15 protein-coding genes and 3 tRNA genes are annotated in these 15,394 nt (G+C 35.1%); 7 read left to right on the plus strand and 11 right to left on the minus strand.

What is annotated here, in order from left to right; translation table 11 throughout:
* Nucleotides 1-173: 173 nt before the first annotated feature.
* Both FG27_RS13220 and FG27_RS13225 read left to right on the plus strand, forming a co-directional pair.
* On the plus strand, nucleotides 174-2,441 hold the full coding sequence (locus FG27_RS13220; RefSeq protein WP_037319870.1) for an aconitate hydratase: 2,268 nt from the start codon (nucleotides 174-176) through the stop codon (nucleotides 2,439-2,441).
* 308 nt (nucleotides 2,442-2,749) lie between these two features.
* Nucleotides 2,750-3,313, plus strand: a complete 564-nt coding sequence (locus FG27_RS13225) for a TlpA disulfide reductase family protein (protein WP_037319872.1) — start codon at nucleotides 2,750-2,752, stop codon at nucleotides 3,311-3,313.
* 2 nt (nucleotides 3,314-3,315) lie between these two features.
* Here FG27_RS13225 and FG27_RS13230 read toward each other — a convergent pair whose 3' ends face one another.
* Genes FG27_RS13230 through FG27_RS13250 form a run of 5 tightly spaced genes read right to left on the minus strand, consistent with a single transcriptional unit; the run spans nucleotide 3,316 to nucleotide 8,131 of the window.
* Entirely contained in the window at nucleotides 3,316-4,452 is a 1,137-nt protein-coding gene (locus FG27_RS13230; protein WP_037319874.1) for a lycopene cyclase family protein, read from the minus strand.
* Between the two features lie 24 nt (nucleotides 4,453-4,476).
* Nucleotides 4,477-4,926, minus strand: a complete 450-nt coding sequence (locus FG27_RS13235; protein WP_037319877.1) for a sterol desaturase family protein — start codon at nucleotides 4,924-4,926, stop codon at nucleotides 4,477-4,479.
* 1 nt (nucleotide 4,927) lies between these two features.
* Nucleotides 4,928-5,767, minus strand: coding sequence for a phytoene/squalene synthase family protein (locus tag FG27_RS13240; protein ID WP_037319879.1), 840 nt, complete (start codon nucleotides 5,765-5,767; stop codon nucleotides 4,928-4,930).
* A gap of 3 nt (nucleotides 5,768-5,770) precedes the next feature.
* Entirely contained in the window at nucleotides 5,771-7,231 is a 1,461-nt protein-coding gene (locus FG27_RS13245) for an NAD(P)/FAD-dependent oxidoreductase (RefSeq protein WP_037319881.1), read from the minus strand.
* 6 nt (nucleotides 7,232-7,237) lie between these two features.
* Nucleotides 7,238-8,131: a MerR family transcriptional regulator gene (locus FG27_RS13250; protein ID WP_037319883.1), complete on the minus strand. Its 894-nt coding sequence runs from the start codon at nucleotides 8,129-8,131 to the stop codon at nucleotides 7,238-7,240.
* A 105-nt stretch (nucleotides 8,132-8,236) separates the two neighbouring features.
* Here FG27_RS13250 and FG27_RS13255 point away from each other — a divergent pair, with 105 nt between their 5' ends.
* Nucleotides 8,237-9,037, plus strand: coding sequence for an SDR family oxidoreductase (locus FG27_RS13255; protein ID WP_037319886.1), 801 nt, complete (start codon nucleotides 8,237-8,239; stop codon nucleotides 9,035-9,037).
* A 74-nt stretch (nucleotides 9,038-9,111) separates the two neighbouring features.
* The gene (locus FG27_RS13260) at nucleotides 9,112-10,482 is read left to right on the plus strand and encodes an aldehyde dehydrogenase (RefSeq protein ID WP_037319887.1); all 1,371 of its coding nucleotides are present in this window, start codon (nucleotides 9,112-9,114) and stop codon (nucleotides 10,480-10,482) included.
* 8 nt (nucleotides 10,483-10,490) lie between these two features.
* On the opposite strand, the gene FG27_RS13265 is transcribed toward FG27_RS13260, so the two are convergent.
* The 3 genes from FG27_RS13265 to FG27_RS13275 all read right to left on the minus strand — a co-directional run bounded on the left by FG27_RS13265 (nucleotide 10,491) and on the right by FG27_RS13275 (nucleotide 10,954).
* Nucleotides 10,491-10,574 (minus strand) — tRNA-Leu (locus tag FG27_RS13265).
* A gap of 169 nt (nucleotides 10,575-10,743) precedes the next feature.
* Nucleotides 10,744-10,816, minus strand: a tRNA-Lys gene (locus tag FG27_RS13270).
* 65 nt (nucleotides 10,817-10,881) lie between these two features.
* A tRNA-Lys gene (locus tag FG27_RS13275) sits at nucleotides 10,882-10,954 on the minus strand.
* Nucleotides 10,955-11,079: 125 nt separating this feature from the next.
* On the opposite strand from FG27_RS13275, the gene FG27_RS13280 reads away from it, so the two are divergent.
* Nucleotides 11,080-11,598 (plus strand): shikimate kinase, encoded by a 519-nt coding sequence (locus tag FG27_RS13280; protein ID WP_037319888.1) that lies wholly within the window; start codon nucleotides 11,080-11,082, stop codon nucleotides 11,596-11,598.
* Here the strand turns inward: FG27_RS13280 and FG27_RS13285 are convergent.
* From FG27_RS13285 to FG27_RS13295, 3 genes are read right to left on the minus strand one after another with little or no spacing between them, the layout of a single operon-like run.
* Complete coding sequence (locus tag FG27_RS13285) at nucleotides 11,593-12,093, minus strand: phosphoribosyltransferase family protein (RefSeq protein WP_037319889.1); 501 nt, start codon at nucleotides 12,091-12,093, stop codon at nucleotides 11,593-11,595. The genes FG27_RS13280 and FG27_RS13285 overlap by 6 nt on opposite strands.
* A gap of 41 nt (nucleotides 12,094-12,134) precedes the next feature.
* Nucleotides 12,135-12,734 carry a methyltransferase domain-containing protein gene (locus FG27_RS13290; RefSeq protein WP_037319891.1) on the minus strand — a complete coding sequence of 200 codons (600 nt, stop codon included), beginning with the start codon at nucleotides 12,732-12,734 and terminating at the stop codon, nucleotides 12,135-12,137.
* A complete protein-coding gene (locus FG27_RS13295; RefSeq protein ID WP_037319893.1) occupies nucleotides 12,712-13,113 on the minus strand; it encodes an RNA-binding S4 domain-containing protein in 402 nt (133 codons plus the stop codon). The genes FG27_RS13290 and FG27_RS13295 overlap by 23 nt, the downstream gene beginning before the upstream one ends.
* Nucleotides 13,114-13,193: 80 nt before the next feature.
* Between FG27_RS13295 and FG27_RS13300 the strand changes: the two genes are divergently transcribed.
* Both FG27_RS13300 and FG27_RS13305 read left to right on the plus strand, forming a co-directional pair.
* Nucleotides 13,194-14,105: an FKBP-type peptidyl-prolyl cis-trans isomerase gene (locus FG27_RS13300; protein WP_037319895.1), complete on the plus strand. Its 912-nt coding sequence runs from the start codon at nucleotides 13,194-13,196 to the stop codon at nucleotides 14,103-14,105.
* Nucleotides 14,106-14,385: 280 nt separating this feature from the next.
* Nucleotides 14,386-15,345, plus strand: a complete 960-nt coding sequence (locus tag FG27_RS13305) for a hypothetical protein (RefSeq protein WP_037319898.1) — start codon at nucleotides 14,386-14,388, stop codon at nucleotides 15,343-15,345.
* The last annotated feature ends 49 nt before the right edge of the window (nucleotides 15,346-15,394 follow it).

A 15,394-nucleotide genomic window follows, 5' to 3' on the forward strand; every position in this document is an offset into this window, starting at 1 on the left:
TTACGAAATTCATAATATTTCACCTTATTTTTATGTTTAGTTAATTTTAGACTACCATAAATTGAGAATTGCAAAATTATTTTCACTAAATTTTGATAATCACTTCTTATTTTCAAAATCCACTCGAAATCCTTAAATTTGCTAGACTTTTTTAGAACTAAATACACAATAATATGGCATACGATATTGATATGATCAAAAAGGTGTACAGCCAAATGGCCGAACGTGTTAATACTGCACGTGAGGTGGTTGGAAAACCTTTAACCCTTTCAGAAAAAATCCTTTATTCGCATTTATGGGATGGAGCGGCCAAAGAGGCTTACCAAAGAGGAAAAGACTATGTAGAATTTGCACCAGATAGGATTGCCTGCCAGGATGCAACTGCCCAAATGGCTTTGCTTCAATTTATGCAGGCTGGGAAAAAACAGGTTGCTGTGCCAACTACAGTGCATTGTGATCACCTTATCCAGGCCAAAATGGGAGCCGCAATAGATTTGCAAGCTGCTAATAAATCCAGTAGTGAAGTTTTTGATTTTTTGGAATCTGTTTCTAATAAATACGGAATAGGTTTCTGGAAACCAGGAGCAGGAATTATTCACCAGGTAGTATTAGAGAATTACGCATTCCCTGGAGGAATGATGATTGGTACTGATTCTCACACGGTAAATGCCGGTGGTCTTGGAATGGTTGCCATAGGTGTTGGTGGTGCTGATGCAGTAGATGTAATGGCAGGAATGCCATGGGAACTTAAATTCCCAAAACTTATTGGGGTTAAATTAACCGGAAAACTTTCTGGATGGACTTCCTCTAAAGATGTTATTTTAAAAGTAGCCGGTATTCTTACCGTAAAAGGTGGAACCGGATCAATTATAGAATATTTTGGCGAAGGAGCTCGCTCTATGTCAGCTACCGGAAAAGGAACTATTTGTAATATGGGAGCTGAAGTTGGTGCAACCACTTCAACTTTTGGTTACGATGAGTCGATGTCACGTTACTTAAAAGCTACAGATCGTGCCGATGTTGCAGATGCCGCCAATAAAATTAAGGAACACCTTACCGGAGATGATGAGGTTTACGCAAATCCCGAACAATATTTTGACGAGGTAATTGAGATTAATCTTTCAGAATTAAAACCTCACCTTAATGGACCTTTTACTCCAGATTTGGCGACACCGATTTCAGAAATGGCTGCAAAAGCGAAAGAAAACGACTGGCCAATTAATGTAGATTGGGGATTAATAGGTTCTTGTACCAACTCTTCTTACGAAGATTTAACCAGGGCTGCCTCAATCGCAAAACAGGCGGTTGAAAAAAAGGTAAAGGCAAAATCAGATTTTGGTATTAATCCTGGATCTGAACAAATCAGGTTTACTGCAGAGCGCGACGGCTTGCTAAAGATTTTTGAAGATCTTGATGCTACAATTTTCACTAATGCCTGTGGTCCTTGTATTGGCCAGTGGGATAGAAGTGACAGAAAGGGCGAAGAGAAAAACACCATTGTGCATTCTTTTAACCGTAACTTCTCAAAACGTGCTGATGGAAACCCAAATACCCATGCCTTTGTAGGTTCTCCAGAAATGGTGGCCGCAATTGCAATCTCAGGACGTTTAGATTTTGATCCAACTCGCGATAAGTTGATGAATGAAGATGGTGAAGAAGTAATGTTGGATGAGCCAACAGGAATTGAATTACCTTCAGATGGCTTTGATGTGGAAGAAGATGGTTATGTACCACCAAATGAAGATGGAAGCTCTGTTGAAGTAAAAGTAGCTGAAGATAGCGAAAGACTTCAATTGTTAACTCCGTTTGAGCCATGGGATGGTAAAAACCTAACCGGCGCGAAATTGCTAATTAAAGCCTTCGGAAAATGTACAACTGACCATATTTCTATGGCAGGACCCTGGTTGCGTTACAGAGGACACTTAGATAATATTTCTAACAACTGTCTAATTGGAGCAATCAATGCATTTAATAAAAAGACAAACTTTGTAAAGAACCAACTTACCGGAGAGTATGATGGTGTTCCAGCGGTACAAAGAGAATACAAAAAGGAAGGTGTTCCAACGGTTGTTGTGGGAGATCATAATTATGGTGAAGGTTCTTCTCGAGAGCACGCGGCTATGGAGCCTCGTCACCTTGGAGTGAAAGTGGTATTGGTTAAATCTTTTGCCCGTATTCACGAAACAAACCTTAAAAAACAAGGTATGTTAGGATTGACTTTTGCTAATGAGGCCGATTATGACCTTATCCAGGAAGACGATACCTTTAACTTTATAGATCTTGAAGATTTTGCTCCAGACAAGCAAATTACGGTAGAAATCGTACATGCCGATGGTAGCAAAGACACTATTAAAACAAACCATACTTATAACAAACCTCAAATTGAGTGGTATAAGCACGGTTCAGCACTTAACTTGATTAAGAAGCAAAATGCGGCTTAATTAGTTAAGGATTATATTTTATAAAGAGGGCTGATTAATATTTGATCGTTTCGTCATTCTGAACTCGTTTCAGAATCTAGAATTCTTAGGAATTATACCCTGAAACAAGTTCAGGGTGACGTGGTGAAAAATCAATATTAATCAGCCTATTTTTTATGCTTACAATTTAGATGTTAAGTACCTTTGTTTTCTACGTCTAAATATTCAAATTCAGTAATGAAGCCGGCATAATGCTGGACGTTAGAATTTTCAAATTGTTTATTTATAGAATTTGAAAATTTCTAACTTTTTGATCAAAATTAAACTAGATGAAAAAGCTTTTTAGTAACCAGTGGGCCAATATTATTTTTATTGTTCTTATTCTAGTGATGATTATACCACAAACCAGAAAACCTATTCAGATTGTGGTGAATAAGATTTTCGCCTTTAGTCCTTCGGTAACCGATGAAGAAGATAGAAAAGAACTGGAAACTTATAATTGGACTTTGGAAACAGAATCTGGTAAAAAAGTAGATTTTGCTGAATCTAAAGGAAAAGTAATTATCGTAAATTATTGGGCAACCTGGTGCCCGCCCTGTATTGCCGAAATGCCAAGTTTCCAGGAGCTTTATACCGATTATAAAGATGAGGTTGAATTTTATTTTATATCCGGAGAGGACCATGAAACCACCAATAACTTCCTAAAACGTAAAGGCTATAATTTTAATAGTTATAGAATGTTATCTGAAGATCCTAAACCTTTAGATGGTTATACCTTACCATCAACTTATGTGATTGATAAAAAAGGAACTATTGTAGTGGATAAAAAAGGTGCAGCCGACTGGAACAGTCAAAATTTTAGAAATACCTTAGATCAATTATTAACTGATTAGGTCTATAAGCATTTTCTAAAAAAGGACTTTACAAAATCGAAATTATTGAGAGACAACATAATTTTTATATCCTCTGAAACTGAAGTTTCTTCATCTAGATACTTAAAAATATCCTGCGGGGTGTTTTTGGTGTAGAATTTAGAGAAAATAGCCTCTCCTTTATGGTTGTTTTGCGCGAGAACATCTAAAAAAATAGCATCGTATTTTCTGAATTTTTTATTGATTAAATTCTCACCCGGAAGTTTTCCGCTTTTTATATTTTCAATAATTTTCGCAATCCGTTTTTCGGTATTTTTAAAGGAGTATCCTGTAGAAGGTTTTACCCAACCGCCACCAGTACCAATTTTTGTAATTTTTCTACTATTGGATTTATCAAATGGAAAGTCTGTCATGGGAATTACACCGGCTTCAGTACTTTTTATCTCAAAGTCTTTTGTTTTCAGGATATTTTGAAAATATTTCTGAAGCATCTCATCATAAACTTTATCTTCAGTTAAAAAGGGAGTAAAAAACGTATATTCAACTAAGGCTTTTGTTTCGGTAAAGGGGAGGATATAGGTAAATGCAGTAGCTTCTGGATATTTAATGCGGTAGTCCATCATCGTAAAAGAATCAGGATTAAAGACAGGCTCTTTAGTTTCTACTTCCCAGCCTTTAAAATGTTGAAAAATAGTATTGTGTTTTTTACTTTCCAGGTAAGAGGGATCTACTCGACTATCAAAAAAATGAGTGGCACTATAGGTGTCTTTATCGCCCTTAGCTTTCATCGTTACAGGATCTATTTCTTTAATTTCATCTGTAATAAAGACAATATCCCCAGATTGTTCTATTTCCTTCTGTAAATCCTGATGATATTTTGCTGAATTTATCATCTTGTAATTGTAAGGGGATAAGGATAAATCTATATTATCTTCAGAGGAAATAAATTTGCCCTTTTTCCAGCTTTTGGTCATCAGCTCGTCCCATTTTCCAGAACCTTTTTCCCAAAAACACCAGGTTTTAACAGGCAATGAGAAGTCTGAATCTATAACGGCTATTTTTTTTCCTTTAAAAAAAACATCCCGGCTAAGTTGCCGGGCGAGTTGTAAGCCTGCGAGTCCTCCTCCAATGATTACATAAAAATATTTTGGGACAATCATAAGCTTAGAAACAGCATTAGCTGATTATTTTTTAAAGTATTTGGAAGGTACGAATAACATTCCAAAACATTCTCCATCATCTTTCCCAAGATGTTTGTGATGCATCTTATGTGCTCTTCTTATTCCTTTAGCATACCTATTTTTTGCATTTCTAAAAATCTTAAAACGCTGGTGTATAAAAATATCATGAACCGCAAAATAAGTAATGCCATAAGCTAATATTCCAAGACCAATAGGCAAACCTACCCAAAGATCTTCAAAACGCCATAACATAATAAAAGTTATACTTACTAGTGCGTAAAATATGAAGAAAAGATCATTGCGTTCCCACCAGTGGCTGTGATCTTTATGATGATGATCTTTATGCAATTTCCATAGTACACCATGCATAATGTATTTATGGGTGAACCAGGCCATTCCTTCCATACCTGCAAAAGTGGCCAGGAATATCAAGATCCAAAATAAAATATCCATATTAAATAAGTTTTAATCTATAAGAAATATAAGATTTGGCTAAAAGACCCGCCTTTTGATAATCTGGAACTCTAACTCTACTATTCCTAATTTCCAGGGATGGTACTTTCTTTAATTTATGTAATAATTTTCTATAATAAATATAAGCCGTATAAACACCAAATTTAGCTTCTACTGGTAAATGTGCAATGCCGTTTAAGCCGTGTTTAAAATCTTCTTCAATTTCTTCTATAATTCTTTGTTTACTTTCTTCATCTAATTGTGCAAGATTTGTGCCCGGAAAATAACTACGGCTAAGATCTTCAAAATCGGCTTTCAGGTCTCTTAAAAAATTTACTTTTTGAAAAGCAGAGCCTAAACTCATCGCCGATTGCTTTAGTTCCTCATATTTTTTGTTGTCCCCATTAACAAAGACCTTTAAGCACATAAGGCCTACAACATCTGCACTGCCGTAAATATATTCTTTATATTCTGCTACGCTAAGATAATCAGATTTATGCAAATCTAAACGCATACTTTTCATAAAGGAGTGATAAAGTGACCTGTCTATTTCATACTTATGAACGGTCTCCTGAAAAGCATTTAAAATTGGATTTAAACTAATTTTATTTTCAATTGCTTTATAGAGATCTACTTCAAAATCGTTGAAGAGTTTTTCTTTATCATAATCGTGAAAAGTATCAACGATTTCATCGGCAAAGCGTACAAAACCATAAATATTATAAATATCCTGCCGAATGGTTGGGGCAAGCATCCTGGTTGCAGTAGAAAAGGATGTGCTGTATTGATGCGTAACAGTTTTACTACAAGCCCGTGATACGTTGTCAAAAATGGCTTTCATAATTTAATCTTCTTTTTGAATTAAACCGGCGGCTAACTTTCCTGAGATTAAGGAAGGGGGCACCCCGGGACCGGGAACACTTAGTTGCCCGGTAAAAAATAATTTATGCACTTTTTTACTCTTCAATTTAGGTCTTAAAAATGCAGTTTGCAAGAGGGTATTTGCCAGGCCATAGGCATTACCCTTGTAGGAATTATAATCTTCTTTAAAATCATTTACACAAAAGGATTCTTTAAAAAGAATATGATCGGTTACGTTTTGGTTGGTTAAACTTTCAAAACGGTTAATAATTTTTTGAAAATACTTCTCTCTTTTTTCTGGAGTATCTTCAACATCTGGTGCAAGGGGAATTAAAAATATACCAGCTTCTTTATCTTTAGGCGCAGCCACTTCATCTGTTACTGAAGGGAAACTAGCGTAAAAAAGTGGATTTTCAGGCCATTCTGCATCATCGTAAATCGCTCTGGCGTGTTTCTCGAAATCTGTATCAAAAAACAAAGTGTGATGCGTTACATTTTCGAGTTTCTTATCAAATCCTACAAAGAATAACAGGGCAGAGGGAGCAAAGGTTTTCTTGGCCCAGTACGATTCTTTATACTGTCTTTTATATTCCGGCAACAAAGTTTCGGTATGATGATAATCGGCACCGCTAAGAATATAATCTGCTTCAATTTTCTTATCGTTCACCTGCATCCCGGTTGCAGTATTATTTTCTACAAAGATCTCAGAGACCGGTGCATTAGTATTTATCTTAATACCTAAAGATTTAGCCAGGCTCTCCATGCCTTCAATTACCTTATACATCCCACCTTTTGGATGCCAGGTCCCCAGACCAAAATCGGCATAATTCATAAAACTATAAAAAGCCGGAGTATTGCTGGCTTTAGCTCCCAGAAATAACACTGGAAATTCAAGAATCTGAATCAATTTTGGATTGGTGAATTCTTTTCTAACTTCTTTAGAGATCGTACTAAAAAACTGACCTATTTTTCCTGCAGTGGTTGGAGTCACCAATTCTAATGGAGATACACCTGGGCGATAAACCAGATCTTTTATAGCGATGTCATAATTAGTTTTAGCTTCTTCTATAAATTGTTTAAGCTTTTTGGAACTTCCGGGTTCTTCAGCTTCAAAAGCAGTGCAAATCTTCTCGAGACTGTCTTCTATAGTGATGTTATCATCTTTTCCGAAGAAAACTTTATATGCGGGGCTTAACTTTTCTAATTCATAATAATCTGAAGGCTTTTTGCCAAAATCGGCGAAAAAACGCTCAAAAACATCTGGCATCCAATACCAGGTTGGACCTATATCAAAACAAAACCCGTCTTTTTTTAACTGCCGCGCTCTACCGCCTACGTTAGCATTTTTCTCAAATATTTCTACTTCATAACCATCTCTTGCCAGGTAACATGCTGCGGCAAGGGAGGCAAAGCCTGAACCAATTATAGCAACTTTTTTTTTCATAATAATTTAAAGGGTGTCTATAAATTGGTTCATATTAATATGGGTTTTTACAAAAGAAGGAACTTCCTTATGTTGTATTTCCCTTATTTTATGGCCGAATAATAATAATTCGTAAGATTTCTTTTCGCAAACCTGTTCGTTAAATTGAGTAATAAAATCTTCAACATCACCAGGTGCGGTAGTAAAATAACTAACAAAACTTATATTATCGTGACGTTCTAATAGATAGCCAAGATCTGTTAGCGGTAAGCTTGGCCCCAGGTAAATTGCTTTGTTCCCGTGATATAATAGTTCGTAATATAAATAAATAATTCCAATATCATGAATTTCGTTTTCAGGTAGGAAAAGCACATATAATTTATCAGAACTAGGTTTAACCTCCCGTTTTATTTCCGCAAGATTAAAATAAAGCTTTTGTTTAATTAGATCTACTATATAGTGCTCGTGAATTGGTTTTATGGTATCGGTTTGCCAAAGCATACCTATTTGTTCCAGTAATGGTAAAAATACCTGGTGAAAGATTTCGCGAAAACTTTTATCTTTTTGAAGGGTTTCATAAGTTTTGTTGAATAAATCTTCATCAAAATTCATCATAGAAAGTTTAAATGAATTCTGAGCGCGATTTTCCTTACTTGAACTTGCAGAGATACCTCGCACCATTTTAGAAATTTCTTCGTCACTCAACTTAGAAATCCTGGAGATCTTATAACCGTGTTCGTTTAGGAAGGCGACGTTTAAAATCTTCTGTAAATTAGAACTATCATATGTTCTTATATTTGTTGAAGTGCGATCGGGATTTAGGATACTGTATCTTTTTTCCCAAATCCTTATAGTATGAGCCTTGATACCGCTTAAATTCTCAAGGTCCTTAATGCTGAAGTTTTGTTTTATTAGTTCCATAATATTATTAAGATCCTCAAATCTAGTTAAAATTGAACATTAAACAGTTTATGGAATTGTTAAAATGTTTAATCGTTTAGTTAAAAAGTTAAACAGTGAATTTTTATGACGAAAATATCCTCTAAGCTTGTGCTTATAACCGGTGGAGCTTCCGGTATTGGCAAATTAATGGGCCGTGAAATTTTAAAGCGCGGTGGCAGGTTAGTGATTTGGGATTTAAATAAAATCCATCTTCAACAAACACTTAATGAATTTGAAGAACTTGGAGATGTTTATGGCTATACCGTAGATATAACCAATACGCTGTGGGTGAAAGAAATGGCAAAACAGGTGGAAGATGAAATTGGGCCGGTAGATATTTTGATAAATAATGCCGGAATAGTCTACGGGGGATATTTTCACGAAAATACTTCAGAAAAAATAGATAAAACAATGAAGGTAAATGCTATTGCGCCAATGCAGCTTGCCTTAAATTTTCTTGCCGGAATGATGAATAGAAAGCTGGGGCATATATGCAATATTACATCTTCTGCCGGCCTGGTCTCAAATCCTAAAATGGCGGTTTATGCAGGGAGTAAGTGGGCAGCAACCGGCTGGTCTGATAGTTTACGCCTGGAGATGAAACAGCTAAAAACAGGCGTTGCAGTAACCACAGTAACTCCTTATTATATAAATACAGGAATGTTTGCAGGTGTAAAATCTAATATTCCAATTCTTGATCAACATAAAGTAGCATTAAAGGTGATTAGGGCAATTGAAAGGAATAAGGTATATTTAAGTATGCCTTGGAGTATGCGTTTTGTAAGATTTTCGCAAGGGCTTTTTCCTATTTGGTTTTACGACTGGTTCGTTGGGGGTGTAATTGGCGTCTATAAAACTATGGATGATTTTAAAGGTCGAAAATAATAAGCCCTGGAAACTAACTTGAAGCCCGGCTTTAAAATAGTAAAATAATTCCTTTATTGAATAAAAGTTAAAAGATGAAAGAGACTTCAGCAGAAAGCATATCGCAAAATTTTAAGGCACAAAAGGCCTTTTTTAATTCTCAGGAAACAAAAGATCCTGAATTTAGGATTAAACAGTTAAAGAGGCTAAAGGAGGCAATCTATAAATATGAAGAGAAAGTGAACGAAGCGCTGTGGCAAGACCTTCATAAGTCTAAAGAAGAAGCTTTTCTTACCGAAACGAGTTTATTGATTGAAGAGATTAATTATCATATAAAAAATCTTAAATCCTGGATGAAACCCAAAAAGGTGGGAACCCCATTGCAGATTAAGCCTTCCAGATCAAAAATTCTTTACGAGCCGCTTGGGATAGGTTTAATAATCGCTCCCTGGAATTATCCGTTTCAGCTCACCATCAACCCTTTAATAGGTGCAATATCTGCAGGTTGCTGTGCCGTTCTAAAACCTTCACCAGATACGCCAAATGTAGCCAGCGTGATAGAAGAAATGATTTCAGAGTGTTTTCCATCCGATTATATTTCGGTAGTGCAGGGAGGGAAAGAAGCGAACCAGGAGTTGTTTAAATTTCCGTTTGATATTATGTTCTTCACGGGGAGCTCAACTGTAGGTAAAATTGTAATGAAAGCCGCTGCGGAGCATTTAAGTCGAGTTGTATTGGAATTAGGGGGCAAAAGCCCGTGTATTGTTAATAAAGACGCCAATTTAAAAATTGCCGGAAAACGTATTGCCTGGGGAAAAATTATAAATGCCGGTCAAACCTGTATCGCGCCAGATTATCTATTGGTGCACCAGGATGTAAAAAAAGATTTACTAGTTGAAATCGCTAAGGCTTTTGAAGAAATGCTGGGAGAAGATATTGCAAATTGTAATTATTATGGGAGAATTGTAAGTGAGAACGCAGTGAGGCGATTAATGAAATATTTAGACGGAGATATTTATTATGGAGGAAAAGTAAATTTGGAAGAAAAATATATAGAACCCACCATTTTAAACAATGTACAGTCTGAAGATGAAATTATGCAGGAAGAGATCTTCGGGCCAATTTTACCGGTAATGGAATTTGGAGAAATGGAGGAAGCTTTGTCTTATATCAACAAAAATAAAAAACCGCTCGCGCTATATTATTTTGGAAAGAATGCTGAAGGAATATTGAAACAAACAAGTTCTGGTGGTGCTTGTATAAATGATACTCTTTTACACGTAGCAAATCATAAATTACCCTTTGGCGGGGTAGGAAATAGCGGTATGGGAAAATATCACGGCAAAGAAAGTTTTTTAGCTTTTACCCACGAAAGAGGAGTGGTGAATTCTTCAGCAAAATTAGATATACCATTTAAATATCCGCCTTATAAGTTTTTTGGTTTAATAAAGAAAATAGTGGGGTAGTAATTTAGTGCCCGGAGCGGGAGTCGAACCCGCACGCCCTAATGGACACATGGCCCTCAACCATGCCTGTCTACCAGTTCCAGCACCCGGGCTTAAAACAAGTCTGGAAATAGAGAATTTCCAAGGGCTGTAATAAAAAAATGAATTCTAAAAGAAAGAATTCTGAACTTAAAAATGTGATCTGGCTGGGGCTTTCCGATATTTCGCTATCACTTAAATCGGAATAAACTTCTCGCCCAACAAAATCTGAACTTAAAAATGTGATCTGGCTGGGGCTCGAACCCAGGACCCTCTCCTTAAAAGGGAGATGCTCTACCAACTGAGCTACCAGATCGGTTTTGATTATTTCAAAAATTTCAAAAAATAAATTCTACAAGAGAGAATTCTGAACTTAAAAAGTGATCTGGCTGGGGCTCGAACCCAGGACCCTCTCCTTAAAAGGGAGATGCTCTACCAACTGAGCTACCAGATCAATAAAAAGCATCCGTCTTTTTGCGAATGCGGGTGCAAATATACATTCATTAATTTATTTATCAAGCTTAATTTGCGATAAATTTATATTAGATTTGAATCCTTCTAATAATAAGTACTTTAACTATGAAAATATTTCTAACGGGCTATATGGGATCGGGTAAGTCGGTGATAGGAGAGAAGCTTGCTAAAAAACTGAATTACAAATATGTAGATCTCGATGACCAGATTGAAGTGATCCAGGGGAAGAGCATTAATGATATTTTTGAAGACAGGGGTGAATTATATTTTAGAAAACTCGAATCTCAAATTTTAGACGATATTTTAGAAGATAATTCTAACATGATTATTTCTTTGGGTGGCGGTACTCCATGCTATGGGAATAATTTCGATCGAATTTGTGAGCAAAAAGATACCACAACAGTTTATTTAAAAGCTTCCGTTCAAACTTTAACCGATAGACTTTTTGTTGAAAAAATCCATCGCCCCGTAATTAGTCATTTGGAAACACGGGAAGCTTTAGAAGAATTTATTAGAAAACACGTTTTTGAACGAGCTTACTACTATATGCAGTCAGACATTACCGTGAATGTGGATGAAAAGAATCCTGAATTAATTGTGAAGCAAATAATAGAAAAGCTATAGCAATTCCGCTTTAAATTTATTTTTTTCCAGAGAAACCTTTACCGTTTCGCTTAATGAGGTTGAGAGTGAGATTCCTTTAAAATCTACTTTTACAGGGTATTTTTTATGATTTCTATCTACTAAAACCGCAGTCTTAAATTGCTTTAGTGGAACTTCTAAAAAATGTCTTACACCATAAATTAAGGTAGTTCCGGAATTTAGTACATCATCTACCAAAATAACCGATTTATCCTGATAAATTTTAGCTTCCAGAGAAGTAGTAATCTTTTCAAGAGGATTTTTCTTATTTACCTGAACTTCGCATAACTGCACTTTTAGCGGTGAAATTTTCTCTACAGCTGCTTTTAAATGTGTGGCTAATTGAAAGCCTTTATTTGCAATACCGGCCAGGATAATCTCATGTTCATCAATATTGCTTTCGTAAACCTGGTAAGCAATACGTTTAATTTTATGTTGAATTTCCTCGTGATTTAAAATTAGTACCCGTTCTTTCATTTTTCTACAATTTATATAGCTTTTCCTTAATTTGAAGGTATTTATAGTTTTCTGAATTTAAAAAACAGTTCATTTCCCTGTCTTGGTTTTATAGAATTATAGCAAGGTTCAAGAATGTCAATTTTAAAATACGGGGCAAAATACGCTAAATATTCTTCTTTGCTACCACCAAATGGCGGCCCTTGTTCAGTAAGCGGGAAGTTAAAAAGCAATCCGCATAATATTCCATTTTGGGTTAAAAGTTCAGCAGATTTTTTTGCATACTCCTTTCTGGAATCAATAGGGAGAGCACAAAAGAAGGTTTGTTCCAAAATAAGATCAAACCGGTCTTTAATTTCAAAAAAATTAATATGTAATAATTGCGCTTCCGGAAAATCGGGTACGCGAGATTTTAAATTTTCCAGCGGCTTTTTGCTGATATCGGCAACGTAAACATTTTTGTAGCCCTGTTTCATTAAATATTCGGCCTCGTAAGCGTTTCCGGCACCCGGGATTAAAATTTTAAGTTCTTTGTTTTCTAGCTGGTCTATATAAGCTTTTAAAGGTCTGGAAATCTCGCCAATATCCCATCCCGTTTGGTTTTGTTCGTAGCGCTGTGACCAAAACTCTGAAGAAAAACTATGCTTCTTTATCATTTGCATCAGGATTTGTGTCTGTATCTTCAAACCATTCATCTATATCGCGGCGGTCTTTTTTGGTAGGTCTTCCGGTTCCTTTTTTGCGATAATAATCTTTAGAATATTTTAAAAGCTCCAGCTTTTCAAAAGCTTCTTTTGGCGTGACGTCTATAAGATAAAGGTTTACCAGTTTTGCACCCACCCTGCTTGGAGGGAGGTCTAAAACTTCAATTTGGTAATCTATCTGGTTTTTACGTATTTTAAGTTTATCGGCTGGAAAAACTTCTTTAGATGGTTTTACACTTACGCCATCCATTTTTACTTTTCCCTGTTTACAAGCATTGGTCGCAATGCTCCGTGTTTTAAAATATCTTACGCACCATAAAAACTTATCAACTCTCATAAAATCTCTCCTTTAAAACTGCGTTAATCTTAAACAAAAATACAAGAATATTGTATCTTGCGCGCCAAAATAAATAGACAATGCAATTAAACAAATTTTTTATTCTAAGCTTTATATTCGCTTTAACTTTAATTTCTTGTGGGGATGATGATAATAATAATCCTCGGGAAATTGAAGTAAGAGATCCCGAGGAGCAGGCATTAACTGATGCAGATTCCATAAATAATTTTCTGGATACTCATTTTTACAATTATGAGGAGTTCGAAAATCCAGATGAGGATTTCGATTATATGGTTCGGTTCGATACTATAGCTGGAGATAATGCTGATAAGAGACCACTTTCTGAAGAAGAAAATCTTATTATGAAAAAGGTGGTAAATAATGATGTAGAATATAATATGTATGTTCTTAAGGTGAGAGAAGGAGAAGGGCAGCAGCCAAGATTTACCGATTCTACCCTTGTGAGTTATCGTGGCGAATTATTAGACCTCTCTGCTTTTGATAATGCTAATACACCGGTTTGGTTTGATTTGGGAAATCCCAATCTGAGAATTGGTTTTAGGGAAGGAATTATAGAATTCAAAGCTGCAAATGGTTTTACTGTTAATCCCGATAATAGTGTAGATTTTAGCGATGATTTTGGTATAGGAGCACTTATATTTCCTTCAGGTCTTGGCTATTTTTCCAGTTCTCAACCCTCTATACCACCTTATAGTCCGTTAATTTTTACTATCAATTTATACAGAGTGAATGAAGCCGATCATGATGGTGATGGTATCCCTAGCTGGATGGAAGATATAAATGGAAATAGAAATATTTTTGATGATGATACTGATGGCGATGGTACTCCAAACTTCGCTGATATTGATGATGATGGGGATGGGAAACCTACCAGGGAAGAGATAATAATTAATGAAGATGGAAGTATAGAATTCCCGGATACTAATGGGAATGGTACTCCAGATTATTTAGATCCAGATACTTTTGAATAAGTAAAAGTTTAAGAATTTTAATAATAAAAAAGGTTGAGTAGAAAGTCTTTCTACTCAACCTTTTTTATATTATCGCTAAGATTTAATCCCGATTCTAATAGAATTGGCATATTAGATTAATGAGATCCAGATACTTTTAAGAACATATTAAATAAGGAAAAATCATTTTTAATTCCGATCAAATGTATGAATAATCGATAAAAGTATAGTTTAACATTTTTTATTTGTTAATGAATAGTTAATTAGAGAGTTTTGTGTTATAATTTTAAATATAACACCTATGAGAAAATTTATTACCTTATTATTTATTGTTACGCTACTAGCTTGTAGTAAAGACGAAATAAATAAAGATGAAAGTAGTTTAGAGCAAGTTTCTGTTATTAAAAAATCTGACGGGACAATTTTATCATTTCCAAGCACTGATTCCTTTTTAAAAGAATATTCAAAACTTACAATGTTAGGTTCTGAAAATGATTTTAAAAAATGGATAGATGAAAAAGGACACGGTTCTTTGCTAAATAAATCAGATAGTATTTATAGAGTCTCTGATAGTATAGGTGTGACCTATTCTAATCCTATTATGGCTATTTTCAATGAGGAAGGCGAAGTAATTATTGATGATAAGAGAATTTGGTTAAATGGGAATTCACTTTTTGTATTACCTAAAGATGAGATTAAGGAGAATAGCACTTTTAAGCTTGATCTAGATTCTAGTAAAATGAAATTATTTGGTACGGTAAATAATTTAAGCCATAACCAAAAATATAATTTGCAGGATTTGGAATCTTCTGCAAAAAATAAAATTGAAAATGCAAATAGATGGAGAACTTTTGTTGAGAATTATGAAAGTAGGAGGCTTATAACGGAGCTTTACAATGAAACAATTACATTTTCTGATGGGAATGTATCGAGTAAAATGTATTTAAGACTTAGAATGAATTATGAATCTTGTTCTTTTTGGAGATGTACGTGGAAAAATGCTTTATATCGTCGAAAAATTACACTGAATTTGGATATAGATAATATTCACTGGAATAGATACAATTCGAGTGTTGTAAATACAATTTTTTATGCAGAAGGAACTTATAACTTTTTTCTTGCGAATTATCAGCACGTTAATCCTTATCAGATAGATTCTAACTTTAGGATTTCAGGAACTATTATGACGGAAGTTTTAAACGATACTGCAGGACCATATACTTGGATCCATAATGATATTTCTTGGTACGCAGGAGAATAAGTTTTCTATAATGTACTGATAAAACCCGTTTAATTTTTTTAAAAAAAAT

This window comes from Salegentibacter sp. Hel_I_6 (assembly GCF_000745315.1).
Classification (GTDB): Bacteria; Bacteroidota; Bacteroidia; order Flavobacteriales; family Flavobacteriaceae; genus Salegentibacter.

What these genes read in the sequence shown, in the direction of transcription:
- FG27_RS13305 (WP_037319898.1), top strand. Translation starts at nt 14,386, where the DNA reads ATGAGAAAATTTATTACCTTATTATTTATTGTTACGCTACTAGCTTGT.
- FG27_RS13280 (WP_037319888.1), top strand. Translation starts at nt 11,080, where the DNA reads ATGAAAATATTTCTAACGGGCTATATGGGATCGGGTAAGTCGGTGATA.
- FG27_RS13295 (WP_037319893.1), bottom strand. Translation starts at nt 13,113, where the DNA reads ATGAGAGTTGATAAGTTTTTATGGTGCGTAAGATATTTTAAAACACGG.
- FG27_RS13230 (WP_037319874.1), bottom strand. Translation starts at nt 4,452, where the DNA reads ATGATTGTCCCAAAATATTTTTATGTAATCATTGGAGGAGGACTCGCA.
- FG27_RS13300 (WP_037319895.1), top strand. Translation starts at nt 13,194, where the DNA reads ATGCAATTAAACAAATTTTTTATTCTAAGCTTTATATTCGCTTTAACT.
- FG27_RS13235 (WP_037319877.1), bottom strand. Translation starts at nt 4,926, where the DNA reads ATGGATATTTTATTTTGGATCTTGATATTCCTGGCCACTTTTGCAGGT.
- FG27_RS13260 (WP_037319887.1), top strand. Translation starts at nt 9,112, where the DNA reads ATGAAAGAGACTTCAGCAGAAAGCATATCGCAAAATTTTAAGGCACAA.
- FG27_RS13290 (WP_037319891.1), bottom strand. Translation starts at nt 12,734, where the DNA reads ATGCAAATGATAAAGAAGCATAGTTTTTCTTCAGAGTTTTGGTCACAG.
- FG27_RS13220 (WP_037319870.1), top strand. Translation starts at nt 174, where the DNA reads ATGGCATACGATATTGATATGATCAAAAAGGTGTACAGCCAAATGGCC.
- FG27_RS13250 (WP_037319883.1), bottom strand. Translation starts at nt 8,131, where the DNA reads ATGGAACTAATAAAACAAAACTTCAGCATTAAGGACCTTGAGAATTTA.
- FG27_RS13240 (WP_037319879.1), bottom strand. Translation starts at nt 5,767, where the DNA reads ATGAAAGCCATTTTTGACAACGTATCACGGGCTTGTAGTAAAACTGTT.
- FG27_RS13255 (WP_037319886.1), top strand. Translation starts at nt 8,237, where the DNA reads ATGACGAAAATATCCTCTAAGCTTGTGCTTATAACCGGTGGAGCTTCC.
- FG27_RS13225 (WP_037319872.1), top strand. Translation starts at nt 2,750, where the DNA reads ATGAAAAAGCTTTTTAGTAACCAGTGGGCCAATATTATTTTTATTGTT.
- FG27_RS13285 (WP_037319889.1), bottom strand. Translation starts at nt 12,093, where the DNA reads ATGAAAGAACGGGTACTAATTTTAAATCACGAGGAAATTCAACATAAA.
- FG27_RS13245 (WP_037319881.1), bottom strand. Translation starts at nt 7,231, where the DNA reads ATGAAAAAAAAAGTTGCTATAATTGGTTCAGGCTTTGCCTCCCTTGCC.